The organism is Corynebacterium sp. 239_CJEI (assembly GCF_001055995.1).
GTDB lineage: Bacteria > Actinomycetota > Actinomycetes > Mycobacteriales > Mycobacteriaceae > Corynebacterium > Corynebacterium jeikeium_D.
Genome location: NZ_JVOW01000034.1, coordinates 45497 through 63510, shown reverse-complemented (window position 1 = coordinate 63510; position 18014 = coordinate 45497). Strand labels below are relative to the sequence as shown.

The following is an 18014-nucleotide window of genomic DNA, read 5'->3' as shown; positions in this document are numbered from 1 at the left end:
CGCTGATACGGCCTTAAAACAGCTCCTCGTTGTGGCCGGGTGCTGCTCCATCGGGCCCATTCAGCAGGTGCGGCCCTTCATTCGCAACATTGCCGACGGCGCGGTTGACCGGTCGGATGGTCAGCTTGTCCACCACTTCTGCGCTGGTCATGCCAACATTTCCGTCTGCTGCCCAGGCCGAGAGATCCAACCAGTCACTGACTTCGTCGTCGGCAAGCACGCGCGGCATACGATGATGCAGATCCGCGAGCTGTCCCACGGCGTCGGTGGTGAGAATTGTGGCGGAGACGATATCGCCCCAGCGCGCCCACAGCCCCGCGACGGTGAAAAGCGGTGCGTCATCGCTGAAGCTGACGAAGTAGGGCTGGCGATTCTTCCACTCGTACCAACCGTTCATGGGGATTGCGCAGGGCAGGCTGTCCCGGAAAGTCGGTTTGGACTGCCAGGTTTCCGCACGAGCATTGAAGAAAGGTGTTGTTGGCACTTCGCGGGCCCACTGCGGAATTAAACCCCAGCGCACGGTGGCAGCAATGGTTCCTGTGCGGCCGGGGTGCTCGCGGGCAAGAGCAACTATTGGCATGGTCGGTCCGATGTTGTAGCGGGAGGTGGGCAACGGGCCGTCGGCACGCACGGGCGCCAAACCGGGAATCTCAGCCGTGGTGCTGAGCAGTTCTTCGGCGACTGTGAAATTGACGAAACGACCACACATACCAACTGATTGTGCCGTTGACTCCCCCTCTAGTCGAGGTATGGAGTGAAAGTGTTCCATAATTGGTTGTGTGTGTTCCCAAAATCAGAATTGGTCCGCCCCTACTGTAAGTGTCGACGGTGCCGAGGCCGGTCGACAGCCTTTTAGCGCCACGGTGCAGATTGCCGGCTCGAAGTCGATTACGAACCGTGCCCTTGTCATCGCGGCGATATCTTCGACACCATCGGTTATCCATGGTGCTCTGCGCTCTCGCGATACCGATCTTATGATTCGCGCACTGCAGGCCCTGGGAACTGACATCAGTGCCGACTCGACATATTCGGGTGCCCCGAACCACACGCTCCGCGTCACTCCACGCATGCTTCGCGGTGGTGTCGTGGAATGTGGTCTCGCAGGTACGGTTATGCGCTTCGTGCCACCTATCGCAGCTCTTGCGCAGGGGTCGGTGTTCTTCGAAGGCGACGTAGAAGCCAAGGCTCGCCCGATGTCGGCCGTGCTGGATGCCCTGCGCAGCCTCGGTGTGAACATCGCGGGCAATGGGCTTCCCTTCACGGTCAATCCGCAGGGGCCGAATCAGGGCAACCGCCTCGGTGACTCGGTCCAGGAGCAGGATCTGCCGGACATCGGCGGCGAAGTGGAAATTGACGCTTCGGCTTCGAGCCAGTTCGTCTCTGGTCTGTTGCTGTCAGCACCGCGCTACGGCCGTGGCCTGGTACTTCGCCCGACCGGTGAGATTCCTTCCCGCCCGCACATTGACATGACCCTGGACATGCTTCGCGAGGCCGGTGTGCAGGTCGAGGAGACCACGGCCGACACACCTGAGGGACCACGCACAACGTTCACCATTCACCCGACCGAAATGATGGGTCGTATTTGGCAGGTCGAGCCTGATCTGTCCAACGCCGCCGCCTTCCTGGCCGCTGCGGCTGTCACTGGTGGCAGCGTCACCGTGCCCGACTGGCCAGAGCACACCACGCAGCCGGGCGACCGCATCCGCGAGATCCTCACCGCTATGGGCGCTACCGTGACGTTCAACCGTCACGAAGGTGGCCACACCAGCCTCACCGTCGTGGGCCCAAAGCCGTCGGAGCTGCGCGGAATCACGATGGACATGTCCGAGGTTGGCGAGCTGACCCCCACCGTCGCGGCCATCGCCGCCTTGGCCACTACCCGCACCGAGCTGACGGGTATCGCACACCTGCGCGGTCACGAAACCAACCGTCTCGCCGCGCTCACCACGGAAATCAACCGTCTCGGCGGTCGCGCGACCGAGCTTGACGACGGCATTGCGATCGACCCCGTTCCGCTCCACGGTGGTCTCTGGCACAGCTACGCCGACCATCGAATGGCCACCGCTGGTGCCATTGTTGGCCTGCGCACGGAGGGCGTGGAAGTCGAAAATATCGGTACCACTGCTAAGACCATGCCTGGATTCGATCTGCGCTGGCTGGAGATGCTCGGACTGGCCTCCCCCAGCCCTAGTTCGTTGGAAAAGTCAGTCGAAGCTCGAATTGATGGTGTGGACAACGGAACCGAGGCAGGGAAATAACAGTGGCGGCACGCAGGCGTGGACGGCAATGGGACGAGTCCGATGTACGCATCCGCCCCGGTAAAGGGTCGCGACCACGGACGAAGGATCGCCCCCGCCACGCCGATGCCCACTGGGGCATGGTGGTGACCAAGGATCGTGGTCGTTGGGGTGTAGTCCTCGATAACAACCCTGATGTTGCAGTGACATGCATGCGTGCCCGCGAGCTCGGCCGCACCAATATCGTTGTCGGTGACCGTGTCGGTGTCGTAGGCGATGTCAGCGGCCGTGCGGGCACACTGGCCCGCATCGTCAAGCTGGCAGAGCGCAGCACGGTTTTGCGTCGCACCGCCGATGACAATGACCCGTATGAGCGCATCGTCGTGGCCAATGCCAGCCTGCTGCTCATTGTGTGCGCAGTCGCCGATCCTGAACCTCGCACCGGTTTTGTCGAACGCGCGCTGGTCGCGGCCTACGCCGGCGGTGTCCGCCCCGTGCTCTGTCTGACTAAATCCGATCTGGCCGACCCAGAGGAATTTGCCGGGGAGTTCTCGGCACTCGGAGTGGATGTCGTTGTCTGCGGTATTAATGATGACTTGGCTCCTCTGTCAGAACTCATCGATGCCCCAGGACGAGTGACAGCTTTGGTTGGGCATTCCGGCGTGGGGAAATCGACCCTCGTCAACCGGATTGTTCCCGAAGCCAACCGTGAGACCGGCGAAGTTAGTGGTGTGGGTAAGGGCCGCCATACCTCCACGCAGTCGGTGGCGCTGATGTTGCCGTCGGAAAGCGATGACGATGCGGCGTCGTGGATTATTGATACCCCGGGCATTCGTTCCTTTGGTCTGGCTCATGTGACACCGGAGACGCTGCTGGCGGCGTTTCCAGATATCCAGGCAGCGACAGATGAATGCCCACGTGGTTGCACCCATTTGGGGCCGCCCGCGGATCCAGAGTGCGCCCTCGACAAGCTGGAGGGAGTTCAGCACCGTCGAGCGATGGCCGTGCGTCGCCTGTTGAGCGCCATCAGCGACAACGAGGACTGGGAGCTGGACATTGAAAGAGACTAGCCACACCGATTCTGTGGAGACGCCCTCTGAAGCCGCGGCTGGTGCTGAGTCGGACAAAGCGGGCTCCGGACTCTACCCCGCTCCCGGCAGTTGGATTCGGCTGTGCATCTACACGCTTATCGTGGGTCTTGCGACGGGGCTCGGAGCTGCCGGGCTCGCGCTGATCATGCACGGCATCGAGTACGCGGTCTACGGGCAGCACGAGGGTGACGTAGCGGTCGTAACCGATGGCACCACTGGTTTACAGCGCTTTGTCGGAATTGTGTTGGCGGGGCTGATTGCAGGACCAATCTGGGCAGCTCTTCGCACAAAGGCGAAGCCTGTTGAAAGCGTTGAAGCGGGCATGCACGGCCGCCCCATGCCTGTGTGGTCAACTCTTGTCAATGTGTTTTTGCAGATGGCGACCGTCGCTGCAGGTGCATCCATGGGACGCGAGAATGCCCCGCGTGAGCTCGGTGCGATGGTGGCTTCACAGATGTCGCATCGACTGCGCATCGATCCGCTACACCGCCGTATTCTGGTCGCAGCAGCAGCCGGTGCCGGCCTGGGGGCGATTTATCACATCCCGTTGGCTGGAGCGGTTTTCTCGTTGGAGATTCTGCTGGGCTCACTGAGCATTACCGCGGTGATGGTGGTGCTGGCGTGTTCAGCCATCGCCACGGTGACGTCGGGCATCGTGGTCGGCAGTAGCCCGCTCTACAGCCCAATTAATCTCTCAGACGGCTGGGGCAACCTCGGGGCAGCACTGCTCATCGGTGTTATCTGCGGTGCCATTGGCTACGCATTTCGCATTCTCAGCTCTCGAATGTCGGACACAGCACCGACTGGCTGGCACTCTGCCTGGGCCATCCCCCTCGCATTCACACTGGTTGGTGTGATTTCACTGTGGGTTCCAGAAGTATTGGGCAATGGCCGTATCGCTGCGACCACAGTTCTCATGGACCGCCCGCTGCTGGGTTTTGCAGTCATCCTGCTGATTGCGAAAGCTATCGCGGTTCTCGTTACTTTCCGTTCTGGTGCCGTCGGTGGTCTCTTGACTCCCGGCTTTGCCCTTGGCGCGCTCAGCGGTTTCATCGTCGGCTGCTTCGTACAGCCATTGATGCCCTCAGTTCCGCTGAGCGACTTTGCGATTCTCGGCGCGGCGGCCTTCCTGTCGGCGTCCATGGCAGCCCCACTTTTCGCACTGATCGTGACCGTGGAGTTCACCGGCCAGAATTCCTCGGCTTACTTAGCACTCTTCCTCGCTGGTGCAACTGCGACGCTGACCGTGACCATGATTCGCGCCTGGCTACGGCTCCCCCACAAGCAATCAATGCCATGGAACCGCGAACCAGCAGTCGCGGCTGCGGTTCGCAAGCGGGCCGAGGGCTAACCGCGCGCAGCAGTGTGCGTCGAGCGACCGGTGTAGGCCCGGACAATTTCCCGGACACCTGGGCGAAGACGGCGGAGCATTCGCAGGCCCGTCGCTAAGCCCTTGCGTTGCGGGGAACTGGACTGGAGCTCCGCTTCAACCTGCGGATACTTCTTGAACGCCGTCTCCGAACGTACCTCTGGGGCGTTGTCCGGGTCAGCGACTAAGAAACGATCCGGCAGCGACAACTTCAGCAGCGTGCGCTGGACCTGGAAGAACTGCTTCGGGAACGACCCCGTGTTGTATGGCAGGTCGTATTCCCGGCAGATCTGCTGAACCTGCTTCGAAATCTGCGCGAGCCTGTTGGACGGCATGTCCGGGAACAGGTGGTGCTCAATCTGGTAATTCAGATTTCCTGAGAGCACCGACAGCGCCAGCCCACCGTGGAAGTTCGCCGAGCCCAGCATTTGGCGCAAATACCACTCACTCTTGTCCTCGGTGTTGTACTGCTCCTTGGTGAAAGTCTCGGCATCATCCGGAAAGTGTCCGCAGAAGATGACCGCGTAGGCCCAAAGATTACGGGCGAGGTTGGCCATCATGTTCGCAAAGGCCACCTCACGGTAACGCGGACCCGCCATCGCCGGGAAGAGAACGTAGTCCTTGAGCACCTGGCGCCCCGACTTGTTGAGCACCTCCATGAGCTGCGGTCGGGCCTCATCCCAGGATTTCTTGCCGGCGAACACGCGCCCGAGCTCGACGTCATAGAAGGCCACTGCCCATTGGAAAAGGCTGGCCAACACCACGTTTGTCACCGGCTGCAGCAGCGTCGATGGCTTCCAACGGCGGTCACGAGTCACCCGGAGAATGCCATATCCCACATCGTTGTCCATACCGAGCACGTTGGTGTACTTGTGGTGGACAAAGTTGTGGGAGTGCTTCCACCCGCTGGATGGGCAGGAATTGTCCCACTCCCAGGTGGCCGAGTGAATCTCGGGGTCATTCATCCAGTCCCACTGACCGTGCATGGTGTTGTGGCCGATTTCGAGGTTTTCCAAAATCTTTGCCAGCCCCAGCGCTGAGGCACCCGCCCATTTGAAACCCCAGTGCGCGGTGTTCTTCCACGACTTCGGCAGCATCCCTAGTTTGTTCAGGGCCATGCCGGCTGTCGGTACCATCAGCAGACCTCGACCAGTCACCTCAAGGGTGCGTTGAATGCGGATGAGCGTGCGGATGTAGCGAGCATCCTTCTGCCCCAGCGAATCGCGGTGTTGCTTTTCGATTTCCGCAAATCGACGCCCAATCTCTGCGACGTCTTCTTCGCTCAAGTGCGCATACGATGCGATATCAGAAATTGCCATGGGAAGGGTCCCAACTCCTTTAGGTAGTTTCTCCTGGTTAATACAGGTTGAGATAGATGTGGGGCGAACTTACAGTTCGATACGCGCGTGCCCCGCCGGCGCACAGACGCACGTTCGGACCCGCTCCCCCGCCACAAACGTCGCACCGGTGCGGATGTCCCGCGCTGCGCCGTCGGAGAGCTGCTGCACGCACGTCGCACAAATTCCCATCCGACAGCCGTACGGCAGGTCAACCCCGACGCTCTCGGCCGCCTCCAGGATGGTGGTTGCACCGTCTACGTCGATATCGCCTCGGCTGCCTAAACTCACCGTGCCGCCGACCTCCCCTGCCGCCGAGCGGTCAACGGTGAAACGTTCCGTCCGCAGCCCGGGAAACTCCGGCTCAAGGTTTTTCAGCAGTTCAACCGGACCACAGGCGTAGGCGCTTGCCGACGATGCCAGCGCTCCAAAGTCAGCAATGATGTCGGTAACCGCCGCAGCGTCAATCCGCGGCTGCGTCTCCGTATTCCGGGCATGCAGGCGATACTTCAACGCGCTAGTAGCGCTGCACTGTTCCAGCTCGCGAAGCTCATTGACAAACACAGCTTCTGCCTCGCCGCGGTAGGAGTGAATGTGCTCGACTTCCACTGAGGCATTGCGAGCTGAAAGATCACGCAGCATGGAAATCACCGGAGTTACGCCGGAGCCTGCGGTAACAAACGCAATGCGGGCTGGGAGCGGCTCCGGAAGATGGAAATCCCCAGCCGGGGCAGCCAGGCGGACGACAGTACCCGGCTTGACATTGGCGACGAGGTGTTGGGACACATAGCCGTCGTTTAGCGCACGGATGTTGATAGTCAGCAGCCCGTCATGAGGCCGCGGCGCATTTGTCAGCGAGTAGGAACGCCACAGGTATTTCCCCTTGACCTCTACGCCAAGTCCGATGAACTGGCCTGGCTTGAAGTCTGTTGGCATCCCCCAACCCGGACGGATTATCAACTCTGCTGAAGTAGGAGATGTGGGATTGATGGCCTCAATCTGACCGCGCAGCTCGCGACTTGACCACAGCGGATTTAGCAAATGCGTGTAATCATCGGGCAAAAGTGGCGTGGATAAATGCTTGAATACCCGGGAAACTTTGGTCTTAAGCCCCATTTTTGGCCCTCCTGACTGTCACGGGCGAACAAGTAATAACGCTGTTCATCAGTAGGCATGCCCCACCCGATTCATTATTACGTGTCCGTAGGTTACTTAGACGTAGACTACGGAGCGGTAAGTTATTGGTCAAGAGAAACAAATGATTTTGACACAAATAGCGAAATTGTCATTACCCCCACTCCCGTGCGAAACACCCCCTTTGACATGGAGCTTATCCACACAAAACAATCCCGTCTTTTATACCCCCACTGAAAACACTTGTGCCATACAAAAAAGGGGCTGGGTTCCTAAACCCAGTCCCCTTCTTTAACGCCGAGCACGCGCTACTACAGGAAGTCGACCACCATGCCGAGCTCAGCTACGTCGTACCACGCCAGCGGGATCTCCAGCGCATCGCCGACAGTGAGCTCCGCATCCTCGTCACCGAGATCTGCCTTATCGACGGCATCAATCGCAGCCTCAACCTTGCTTTCCGCCTCTTCCACATCAATGTGGAGAGCTGCAACGTCGGCAAGCGAAATTGGGCCGCCGACCTTAACCACAGCATCTCCCATATCCGACTGCGGCTCCGCCTCCACATCAACGGAAATGACCACTCGACGGTGCGGGAACTTCTCTTCTGCGGCATCGAGCAGACGGAGCGACGCACGCGCAGCCTCATCAAAGGCTACGTCTGCCAGTTCCTCATCATCGCCCTCAGTAAAGAAATCGCGCAGCGCTTCAGTGACAGCAAAGCCCCAACCACCGCGGGCGTGGAAGAGCTCATCCTCCTTAAGCGCCTCAAGCATGGAGAAAGTCGCTGGGATATAGACGCGCATTAGAACTCGCCCTCGAGACCCAGCAGACCGGCAATCTCGACCACTGCGCGGTCGAACTGCTGATAGAAGACTCCCACCATGCCGTTAGAGACGGCCGCATGGATGTTCTCAATCGAATCATCTACCAACACGCAGTCCCGTGCCGGCAGTTCAATAGCCGCAGCGGCTGCATTAAAAGCCTCTGCCGAAGGCTTCTCATGGCCAATTTCACCAGAGAGCACAACTGCGTCTACCAGGCCCTCATCTTCGAGCTTGCGAATCGGATCCGCCGATGGGCCACCTGGGTCATTCGACAGGACTGCCAGGCCAACACCATTTGCACGCGCCTCTACCAGCAAATTACGCCAACGTGCCTGGTCTTCATCCGTGCCGTCAAGGACACCACAGTAATCGATAATCATTCCGCGCATGGCCTGTAGTTTATCGCATGACCTGCACGTTTGCCTTTTTTCCAGTTCAGCGTGTTAATTGGCTGTTCGTTACGCCCATTTGTAGACGACCAGAACGGCCTTGACGGAAACCGATAGGACCATTAACAGCGAAACACTCAGCCCATTTCGCGACTGCGCCTTCTCCACAATCCCCCCACGCCGGCCGTGAATTCCCCTTCACAAGCTGCACACTTAAAGCACTTGTAGGACAATGGTCTTCAGCAAGGGGGAACTTGCCAATGGAGAGTTTTTAGGGGGATTAATCCATGGCACCAACGTCTCACGTACCAAAATCTCAGACACCGATGCCTTACGCGCTGTCGCACGCCGCTGAGCACCGCTCCAGTGGCAGGGAATCCATTGAACCGGCAACGGGCTTTTCGCTTCTCCACACAATTCAACTCGGCCAGTCAGCTAATGCCGCCGCCTCTCAAACCGCAAAAGTGGCACCGACCTACAGCGGATGCTCGGCTGCCACCGGAGCCGCTGTCATGACGGCATTACCGCCCGTCGCGGCCGCTCCTGCTGCAAAAAAGACGCCGCAAACACCGCACGTCGTCCAGCACTGTGAACAGAATCTGAGACAGGAGCTTGGCACGATTACTCGCCGCGTCTTCGACATCATCGCGGGTCGCAGGCGAGTCAACGATCTACGTCGCATCAATATCGACCCGATTATTCACGCTGCGATACTCACGCTGTCGAAAAACACCAGCCTCAAGGGTGTCGCGTTGCAATCCTTTCACGCCAGCGCTTCCGCGGACGGCAAGAAGGTCGAGTTCCTGGGTAGTTGCCGTGTCGGTCCGCGCGTTCGCGCGTTCACGGGCACTTTCCGCCGCGGAACAGCAAAAACGCGGCCATGGACCATGACCGCGTTTCGGGTGCTTTAGTGCTTAGCGACGGCGCTTGCGAGCCGCCTTCCGACGCTGCGCTCGGTTGCCCTCAGACTCTTGATCCACGCGCTGCTGCTCTGCACTGCCGTCCTCGCTGGGGCCGGAGTAAGTCATCTGCTGATTTTGCTCAGCAGCTTCCGTTGGCAGAGCTGGAGCCTGGTTCTCCTGCCCCTCGGCGTTTTCCACTGCGGGCATAACCTGCTTACGGATCAGGAACAACTGACGAACCGATTCTTCCTTGATGCCGTCCATCATCGCGGTGAACATGTCGTAGCCCTCACGCTGGTACTCCACCAGCGGGTCAGCCTGGGCCATGGCGCGCAAGCCAATGCCCTCCTTGAGGTAGTCCATCTCGTAGAGGTGCTCGCGCCACTTCTGGTCCATGACGTTCAGGATGGTGAAGCGCTCGATGTTGCGCACCTGGTCGTCGCCGCCAATTGCGGAGACCGCATCCTCAAGCTGGTCGTAGCTGGCCGAGATGTCCGTGTGCAGAGCCTTGGACAGCTCATCGGCCGAGAGGTCACCTGGGGTACCGAAGTCAGAGCCATCAATAAGCTCTTGCGCCGTAAACGTCGGGCTGTAGAGCTGCTCAAGGGCATTCCACAGCTCGTCGAGGTCCCAATCCTCCACGTAACCGTCAGCGGTGGCACCGTTGACATACGCATCGACGACGTCGTCCTGCATGTCACGGACCTGAGTCTTCAAATCCTCACCTTCGAGGATGCGACGGCGCTCAGCGTAGATGACCTTACGCTGCTGGTTCATAACCTCGTCATACTTCAGAACATTCTTACGGATTTCGAAGTTCTGGCTTTCCACCTGAGCCTGAACGCTCTTAATGGAGTTGGAAACAACCTTGGAGTCAATAGGAACGTCATCCGGGACATTCAGAGTGTTCATCAGCGCTTCCATGCGCTGACCGTTGAAGCGAACCATGAGATCATCGCGCATGGACAGGTAAAAGCGGGTAACGCCCGGGTCACCCTGACGACCGGTACGACCACGCAACTGGTTGTCAATGCGGCGTGACTCATGACGCTCAGTACCCAGGACGTAGAGGCCACCGGCCTCACGTACCTTGTCAGCTTCTTCCTTCGACTGCTGACGAACACGCTCAATCTCAGCGTCCCACGCCTCTTCGTACTCTTCCGGAGTTTCCACCGGGTCCAGACCACGAGAGCGCAGATTCAGGTCAGCGATAATGTCCGGGTTACCGCCCAGCACGATGTCAGTACCACGACCGGCCATGTTAGTTGCCACGGTAACGCCTCCGAGACGACCCGCCACTGCGACAATCTCAGCTTCCTTCTCGTGGTGCTTAGCGTTCAGCACAGAGTGAGGAATACCTTCGCGCTGCAGGAGCTTGGAAAGGTACTCGGATTTCTCGACTGACGTCGTACCAACGAGAACTGGCTGCCCCTTTTCATGGCATTCGCGGATGTCTTCGACAACAGCGGCGAACTTTGCCTCCTGCGTCTTGTAAATCAGGTCGGGCAGATCCTCACGCTGCTTCGGGCGATTCGGCGGAATCGCCATGACATTCAGCTTGTAAATCTGGTGCAGCTCAGCCGCTTCAGTCTCAGCCGTACCGGTCATACCGGACAGCTTGTCGTAGAGGCGAAAGTAGTTCTGGAGCGTAACGGTTGCCAGCGTCTGGTTCTCGTTTTTAATCTCCACCCCTTCCTTGGCCTCAATTGCCTGGTGCATGCCCTCGTTATAGCGACGGCCTGCCAGCACGCGACCGGTGAACTCATCAACGATGAGAATCTCACCATTACGGATAATGTAATCCTTGTCGCGGGTGAACAGCTCCTTGGCCTTCAGGGCATTGTTCAGGTAACTGACCAGCGAAGAGTTTTCCGGAGCATACAGGTTGGCAATGCCCAGCTGATCCTCAACGAATTCAACACCCTCTTCACGAATACCGATGGTGCGCTTTCGCTCATCGACTTCGTAGTGAATATCGCGCTTCATACGCGGCACAATCTTGGAGAACGCCAGGTACCAGTGCGGATCGCCATCTGCCGGACCGGAAATGATTAACGGAGTACGGGCCTCGTCAATCAGAATCGAGTCAACCTCATCGACGATGGCGAAGTGGTGCCCACGCTGCACCAAATCGTCGAGCGAATGCGCCATGTTATCGCGCAGGTAGTCAAAGCCGAACTCGTTGTTCGTGCCGTAGGTGATGTCGGCAGCATAGGCCTTGCGGCGCTGATCCGGGCTGAGCTCAGAGAGAATCACGGAAGTCTCAAGCCCCAGGAAGCGGTGGACTCGACCCATCCACTCCGCGTCACGCTTAGCCAGGTAGTCATTAACCGTAACGACATGAACGCCCTTGCCTGCCAACGCATTGAGGTATGCGGGCAGCACACAGGTCAGGGTCTTACCTTCACCAGTACCCATCTCGGCAACGTTGCCGAAGTGCAGTGCCGCACCGCCCATAACCTGGACGCGGTAGTGCTTCTGCCCCAGCACGCGCCAGGATGCCTCGCGCGCCGTGGCGAAAGCATCCAGAAGCAAATCGTCTACATCGGCACCGTCAGCCAGCTGCTTCTTAAACTCCTCGGTCTTGGCACGGAGTTCATCGTCTGAAAGAGCTGCGTACTCGTCTTCCTTGGCGATGACCTGATCTGCAATATTGCCAAGCCTCTTGACAGCGCGGCCTTCACCAATGCGGAGCAACTTGCTGAGCGAAAACACTAAATTGGGACCTTTCCGGCCGATTCACGTCGAACTTTAATGTGCAACGGTTGATTATACGACGAACCCGCCTTCCCTTCTAAGAGAAGACGGGCTCATGTGAGCAATTACTTACCAATACACAGCTCTGCGCGGTATTGCGTGCTCTTTTTGGTGAAGACTTACTTCTCGTCTTCGTCTGCCAGCTCAATCAGACCGTAGTCGTACGCGTGACGACGGTAGACCACGGACGGACGAGAGGTTGCCTCGTTAACGAAGAGGTAGAAGTCGTGACCGACGAGCTCCATCTCAGACAGAGCATCTTCCACCGTCATCGGAGTTGCGGAGTGCTGCTTGGTACGCACAACCTGGCCCGGGGTCACGTCCTCAACCAGATCCTCGTACGGATCAGCCTTTTCCGGAGCCGCTGCCTCAGCCTCTGCAACCAGCGAAGCAGTTGCCTCGCCGACGGACATCGGTGCACGGTGGCCAGAACGGCTAATCTTGCGGCGAGCCTTCACCTTACGCAGGGAGCGCTCCATCTTGCCCAGAGCAGACTCCAGTGCAGCGTAGAAGCTATCTTCCTTGGCTTCCGCACGAGCCAGGTGACCCTTGCCAGTAGCGGTGATCTGAATACGGTCAGAGCGGTCTGCACGGCGCGGATTCGGCTCGTGCTGGAGCTCCACGTGGAAGAAGGTCAAAGTCGGGTCGAGGCGCTCAATCTTCGCCAGCTTCGCCTTAACACGATCTGCGAAGTGCTCTGGAACCTCAACATTGCGCCCGGTGATGGTCACCTGAGCGTTCGGGCTGAGTACCTCGTTGTTGTCAGCAGGTGTGGACACTTGCTACCTACCTCCCGGTATGGCCACCGCCCTTCCGTGAGCGGGATTACTCACGGCGTCTACGGTGACGAGTCTTTCTGCACCCCCAGGATACAGTTCCGGGGGTAACCAATGCCACGTTCCCCTCGTTTATTTTTCGCTTGCCGACGACACCCCCTGCGTCTACGCCCGGGCGAGCACCAACACCATGTCGATGCGAATCCCCAATGACGCTGCCACCAACTCGGTTTCCGCTGCAGTGGCACCAGTGGTGGCCACATCATCAACCAGAATTACTGTCGCCTGCGCACAGCGTTGTCGCAGCTTGTCGCTAATTCCGCGCTTGAATTGCGTCAGCGGCACAATGTGGCCAGAAAGATTTCGTCTGCGTTGAGAAGCCCCCAGCTCCGCGGAATCCCGCGTGCGCCCGCCAATGCGCACCAGGGGCAATACCGAACTGGAGGGGAGCTGACTGCAAGCAAAGTCGCAGGCAATTGTTACCGGGTCCCCACCCCGTTGTCGACGGGATGACGATCTTGTCGGCGCGGGAATCAAAATGACGGGGGTAATTTCCGGGGGCATTATATGGCCATCAGAGGCCAGCCTTCGTACCGCAGCGGCGAACACGGCCCCCATGATTCGTCTGGCTTCACCACTGCCCCGTTCTTTGGCCGACAAAATGAGATGTCTCCTCGCACCCGAGTACGGACCGCAGGTCCACGCTGCTGCGCGTAACGCAGCCCGCGGTGAAAACCGCACTGGAGGTTGCTGAAGATCGTCCTTGCAACCGCGACACAGCGCCCCGGAGCAGCCGCACACCGGACAGGTTTCCGGTATCACGAGGCCGATCGCGTCGCGAGTGACGTCGTAAAGCGCGCGCAGAAATTCCTGCGATGACCTCCCCTGCGCCATTAATCCCCTCCCCGATTTGCGCTTATTCCACAGACACCGGGGCCATTCGACCGCGCGCACCCGGAACCTGGCGCCAGAACTGCTGCTGCCCCTCGCTGGAGATCAGCTCCATGACACCGGTGGCATCCAATGCGTAACGCTTCGACGAGGTCGCGGTAACTACAGGAATTGGCGGTGTCAGGTTGAGCTTCGGCAGAACGGAGCTAGTCGCACCGTCCGGGAAGGCACTCCACATCGGGGTGTCTCCGCTGTAACCACCCACCGTGACCGTTTGATTCGGCGACCACGTCAGCGACACCGGGGAAACGTTTTCAGGGAGCGGCAGAGCACGCGGGTGCGTCAACTTCCACGGTTTATCGTCATGCCTTTCGATGGTGGCGATATAGACTTCACCAGCGATAATCATCGCTACCTGCGTGCCTGAAGAATCGACGCGGAATTCAGAAATGCCGGCGCTCGGGCGCCCCGTGCCTTCGCCGCCGTCAAGAAGGTGGCTGAGCTCAGAGGTATCAACCTCCTCCTGCTGAATCCGGGACGACGTCGACTGCCGAACCAGACGTACGACGGTTGTACCGTCCTTCACCGTCCAGACCGCCTCGGCATCTGGAGACCATGTCGGACGGGTGAGGCTCTCGCCAGTCAGCACAGGAACCGGCTGATCTTGTATTCCGCCCAGCATCAATGTGGACTCCCCGAGGTCGTACGAACCGGCACGACCATCCACGGCCGAACGGAACACGGCGGCAATAAGCTCGCTGCCATTGGGGTTGGTGCCCACTGCCGCGGAAAACACCGCAGTGCTGCCGCTGGCGGTCCAGCCGCGTCCCACAGGTGTAGCGTGGCCGTCAGCAATCTCGTAGATACCGCTGCGGTCGACCGTCCGCAACGGTGCGTTATCAGCCGGTAGATGATTCGGGTCGTAGAGCTGGATTGCGTCAGTGTCCTTCGTCCACGGCTCGTCGTGGCTGGCAACCAGTGGTTCGCCGTCGGCCATGAGGATCCACGGACCACGGAAATCTGCCGAGTCGAGAGTCCAGATAATCTGCGCCGCGAGCATGACACGCAGTTCCTCGGAAACATCACCCAACCCGGTGATTTCGACCCTGCGACCGTCCGCGTTGGACACAGGTCCTGCTTCCACCGCAATTGAGGCATTGGGCTTGAGCACGGTGGTGACGCCCGGTCGCAGTGGTGCTGATGGTCCGTTCTTCAGCTTTGTCAACAGATTGGTCGCGCCATCGGTGACGCCACGATAGAGCCAACGACGATCTGTGACCAAATGATTACCGGCCGGGTCGAGGAAATAGACATTGCGAGGCACATTGTTTTCCAGAAATGCCTGACGCTCCATGACAACACCGTCGGGCAGCGAGGAAATGCGCCACTGCCCATCCGAACCGAGCTTCATCTCCACGGTTTCCTCATAGTCACCGGACTGGGGCTCATACGCACCATCAGTACCGAATTGACCAACGCTGCGACCTCGGGCAACGAAGGACTGCCGCGATCCTCCTTCATCCCGCTGAGCGATGAGGTTGACACCGTCGAGAATGCGAGCGCTATCTTGCGGTTTCCAACTGGCCGCAAGTTCCGGGGTCATGAAGGCACGCATAGCTTGAAAATCATCAACCGGATGCGCGGCCGCGGCGAAAAAGTCGCGCAGGACAATGTCTGCATTGACATTCGGACGTGGCTGCGGAACTTCAATACGAACCTGGGGCGGCTCAAACGGACGCAGCACCTGGGGGCTGGTGTTCCGCGGAATGGTGGTACATCCTGCGGCCGTGCCCAAAATGATCACCGAGCTAAGCGCCACTGTCTTACGCAGGACGCGACGAGCCTTCGACTGTTGCTGCGCCGTCATTTAACTATCCTCCTCTCGTGCCTGTTGGGATTCGCTATCGCTAGTCCTCTGCCCCTTACCCTGATCCTGGCTCTTGACTTGCGATGCATTCGATTCCGATTCCAACTCCCGTGCACCAATTTCCTGCTGGTGCGGAATCTGATCAGGCAGCGGGGGAACTTCCAGTCCGAGCGGATGCTCACCGAAGCTCGCATCGGGCTCCAGCGGCACAGTCAGACGGAAACAGCTACCGACCGTCGGCACGCCAAATGCCTCCAGTTCCCCACCGTGCAATTGTGCGTCCTCGCGCGCGATTGCCAGGCCAAGTCCGGTACCGCCGGTGCGTCGGACGCGCGAGGGGTCAGCACGCCAGAAACGGTTAAACACCAGTTCCTGCTGCTCCGGCTTTAGCCCCACACCGTGGTCAACGACCGTAAACGAAACCGCGGAATCGCTCGCCCGCACTGTGACATCCACCGGATTGCCCTCACTGTGGTCAACAGCATTGGCCATAAGATTGCGTAGCACGCGCTCGATACGACGCGAGTCGACTGTTGCCATTACCGGTTCATCGGGCAGGTGGAAGCGGATGGGCGTACCGGTCTCCTTAGCCACGACTGTTACCTGCTGATAGGCAGCATCCACACAGCGACGGACATCGACCTTTTCTGCAGACAGGTCAGCAACGCCGGCATCGTGGCGTGAGATCTCAAGCAGGTCATTGAGAAGCATCTCAAAACGCTCAAGCTCCTCATTCATCAGCTCAGCTGCGCGGCGAGTCGCCGGATCGAGGTCCTCAGCGCCGTCAGCAATAAGGTCGGCGGCCATACGCACCGTGGTCAGAGGCGTCCTCAACTCATGCGAGACATCGGAGGTGAACTGTCGCTGCAGACTGCCGTATTCCTCCAGCTGTCTAATCTGCGTCGACAGCGATTCGGCCATCTTGTTAAAGCTCATGGCCAGTCGCGCCATGTCATCTTCACCCTGCACGACCATGCGTTCGCGCAAGTGGCCGTCGGCAAAGCGCTGGGCAATCTGGGCGGCGGAACGCACTGGTGTCGTCACCTGATTGGAGAAGAACCAAGTAATACCGCCGAGAAGCGCCATGATGATTACTGTCGCACCGGCGAGCAGACCACGAACCAACTTAATAGTCGATTCCTCTGCGGCCATAGAGGTGACCAGATAGAGCTCGAGCCCATCAACCGAAGTAGAAGTGGGGCTACCGATAATTAACGCCGAGTACGTATCGCCGCGGTTATCAGTGACTTGGCGTACCTGATACGCAATTTGCCCTTGTCGGACTACTTCATGCAATCGTTCTGGGACATCAGCCTTAATCGGCGATGAAGCCAACACCGTGCCTCGCGGCACCGGCGCCACGAGCAGTGGTTCATAACTTGTCAATGGTGCAGCACCGGAACCGGCTGCACGGTTCACAAGGGCATCGCGCCCCACGTTGAGCAGAGCTTGCAGCTCGTTGGACGAAGAGTTCTCAATCGCCCGCTCCACCACTGCGCGAGCACGGTCAATTTCCTCGTCGGCAGCGGTAACCTTTGCGTCGATAAGCCGCTGGGTAACAATAGTCGCCAGCGCGAAACCGAGTACCGCAATCACCATCGCGCTCAGTACCACCACAGAGGTCAGAATGCGCGCTTGGATAGACGTGCGCCAGAGCGTAACCGCCCAGGTCACTCCCCTATTGGTGAAGTCTCGAAGCTTCGTTATTAATCGACGCAAGAATCGGCTCCCACTAAAGCTGACTGGCCTTGTTTAGTCACCCGTCTTGTACCCGACACCGCGGACGGTCAGCACAATCTGGGGGTTTTCCGGATCCAGTTCAATCTTCGAGCGCAGACGCTGAACGTGAACGTTGACCAGACGAGTATCCGAGGTGTGCTGATATCCCCAGACCTTTTCCAACAACTCATCACGGGAAAAGACCTGCTTCGGACGGGATGCAAGAGTGTGCAATAGGTCAAACTCCAACGGGGTCAGAGAAATCTCCTTGCCATCACGGAACACGGCGTGACCGGGCACGTCGATGGTCAAGTCGCCGACCTCGAGAGTCTCACTCGGGCTGTCGTCTTGACGACGCAGCCGAGCGCGCACGCGCGCCACGAGTTCCTTCGGCTTAAAGGGCTTTGTGACATAGTCATCCGCACCGGATTCCAGGCCGAGGACCACATCGACCGTGTCGGTCTTCGCAGTCAACATGATGATCGGCACCGCCGATGTCTCTCGCACAGTGCGACAGACATCGACACCACTCATGCCCGGCAACATGAGATCCAGCAGAATCAAATCTGGGTTCTCCCGCTCTGCTGCCTTGACAGCTTCGAGGCCATCGTCGACTACTACTGTGTCGAAGCCCTCGCGCTCCATCACCATCGTGAGCATTTCGGCGATGGCCGGATCATCATCAACAACCAGGATTTTTGAGCTCATGCGTCATATTCTA

At 59.0% G+C, this 18014-nt stretch carries 15 protein-coding genes; 4 read left to right on the top strand and 11 right to left on the bottom strand.

Translation table 11 applies throughout. The annotated features are described in order from the left end of the window. Positions 1–13 precede the first annotated feature (13 nt). Complete coding sequence (locus ADB08_RS09860; protein WP_049172825.1) at positions 14–709, bottom strand: SOS response-associated peptidase; 696 nt, start codon at positions 707–709, stop codon at positions 14–16. 70 nt (positions 710–779) lie between these two features. Here ADB08_RS09860 and aroA point away from each other — a divergent pair, with 70 nt between their 5' ends. From aroA to ADB08_RS09845, 3 genes are read left to right on the top strand one after another with little or no spacing between them, the layout of a single operon-like run. After that, entirely contained in the window at positions 780–2258 is a 1479-nt protein-coding gene (gene aroA / locus ADB08_RS09855) for a 3-phosphoshikimate 1-carboxyvinyltransferase (RefSeq protein ID WP_080971514.1), read from the top strand. Positions 2259–2260: 2 nt separating this feature from the next. Beyond that, on the top strand, positions 2261–3307 hold the full coding sequence (gene rsgA / locus ADB08_RS09850) for a ribosome small subunit-dependent GTPase A (protein ID WP_049172822.1): 1047 nt from the start codon (positions 2261–2263) through the stop codon (positions 3305–3307). Beyond that, positions 3294–4679 carry a chloride channel protein gene (locus ADB08_RS09845; RefSeq protein WP_049172820.1) on the top strand — a complete coding sequence of 462 codons (1386 nt, stop codon included), beginning with the start codon at positions 3294–3296 and terminating at the stop codon, positions 4677–4679. The genes rsgA and ADB08_RS09845 overlap by 14 nt, the downstream gene beginning before the upstream one ends. On the opposite strand, the gene ADB08_RS09840 is transcribed toward ADB08_RS09845, so the two are convergent. From ADB08_RS09840 to ADB08_RS09825, 4 genes are all read right to left on the bottom strand, one after another. Then, on the bottom strand, positions 4676–6016 hold the full coding sequence (locus ADB08_RS09840) for a fatty acid desaturase family protein (protein WP_049172818.1): 1341 nt from the start codon (positions 6014–6016) through the stop codon (positions 4676–4678). The genes ADB08_RS09845 and ADB08_RS09840 overlap by 4 nt on opposite strands. Positions 6017–6085: 69 nt before the next feature. Then, positions 6086–7150 carry a flavin reductase family protein gene (locus ADB08_RS09835; RefSeq protein ID WP_049172816.1) on the bottom strand — a complete coding sequence of 355 codons (1065 nt, stop codon included), beginning with the start codon at positions 7148–7150 and terminating at the stop codon, positions 6086–6088. Between the two features lie 329 nt (positions 7151–7479). Next, complete coding sequence (locus ADB08_RS09830) at positions 7480–7971, bottom strand: DUF6912 family protein (RefSeq protein ID WP_049172814.1); 492 nt, start codon at positions 7969–7971, stop codon at positions 7480–7482. Next, on the bottom strand, positions 7971–8381 hold the full coding sequence (locus ADB08_RS09825) for an HAD-IA family hydrolase (protein ID WP_038627918.1): 411 nt from the start codon (positions 8379–8381) through the stop codon (positions 7971–7973). The genes ADB08_RS09830 and ADB08_RS09825 overlap by 1 nt, the downstream gene beginning before the upstream one ends. Before the next feature lie 287 nt (positions 8382–8668). Here ADB08_RS09825 and ADB08_RS09820 point away from each other — a divergent pair, with 287 nt between their 5' ends. Further along, complete coding sequence (locus tag ADB08_RS09820) at positions 8669–9292, top strand: hypothetical protein (RefSeq protein WP_049172812.1); 624 nt, start codon at positions 8669–8671, stop codon at positions 9290–9292. 3 nt (positions 9293–9295) lie between these two features. On the opposite strand, the gene secA is transcribed toward ADB08_RS09820, so the two are convergent. From secA to mtrA, 6 genes are all read right to left on the bottom strand, one after another. Continuing rightward, on the bottom strand, positions 9296–11998 hold the full coding sequence (gene secA, locus ADB08_RS09815; protein WP_049172810.1) for a preprotein translocase subunit SecA: 2703 nt from the start codon (positions 11996–11998) through the stop codon (positions 9296–9298). A 161-nt stretch (positions 11999–12159) separates the two neighbouring features. Next, the gene (gene hpf, locus ADB08_RS09810; protein WP_016422210.1) at positions 12160–12819 is read right to left on the bottom strand and encodes a ribosome hibernation-promoting factor, HPF/YfiA family; all 660 of its coding nucleotides are present in this window, start codon (positions 12817–12819) and stop codon (positions 12160–12162) included. Positions 12820–12981: 162 nt separating this feature from the next. Continuing rightward, a complete protein-coding gene (locus ADB08_RS11425; protein ID WP_141737802.1) occupies positions 12982–13239 on the bottom strand; it encodes a hypothetical protein in 258 nt (85 codons plus the stop codon). Between the two features lie 493 nt (positions 13240–13732). Then, entirely contained in the window at positions 13733–15574 is a 1842-nt protein-coding gene (locus ADB08_RS09800) for an LpqB family beta-propeller domain-containing protein (protein WP_049172806.1), read from the bottom strand. Beyond that, the gene (gene mtrB / locus ADB08_RS09795) at positions 15575–17248 is read right to left on the bottom strand and encodes an MtrAB system histidine kinase MtrB (RefSeq protein ID WP_049172804.1); all 1674 of its coding nucleotides are present in this window, start codon (positions 17246–17248) and stop codon (positions 15575–15577) included. A gap of 78 nt (positions 17249–17326) precedes the next feature. Then, positions 17327–18001, bottom strand: a complete 675-nt coding sequence (mtrA, locus tag ADB08_RS09790; RefSeq protein WP_049172802.1) for an MtrAB system response regulator MtrA — start codon at positions 17999–18001, stop codon at positions 17327–17329. Positions 18002–18014 lie beyond the last annotated feature (13 nt).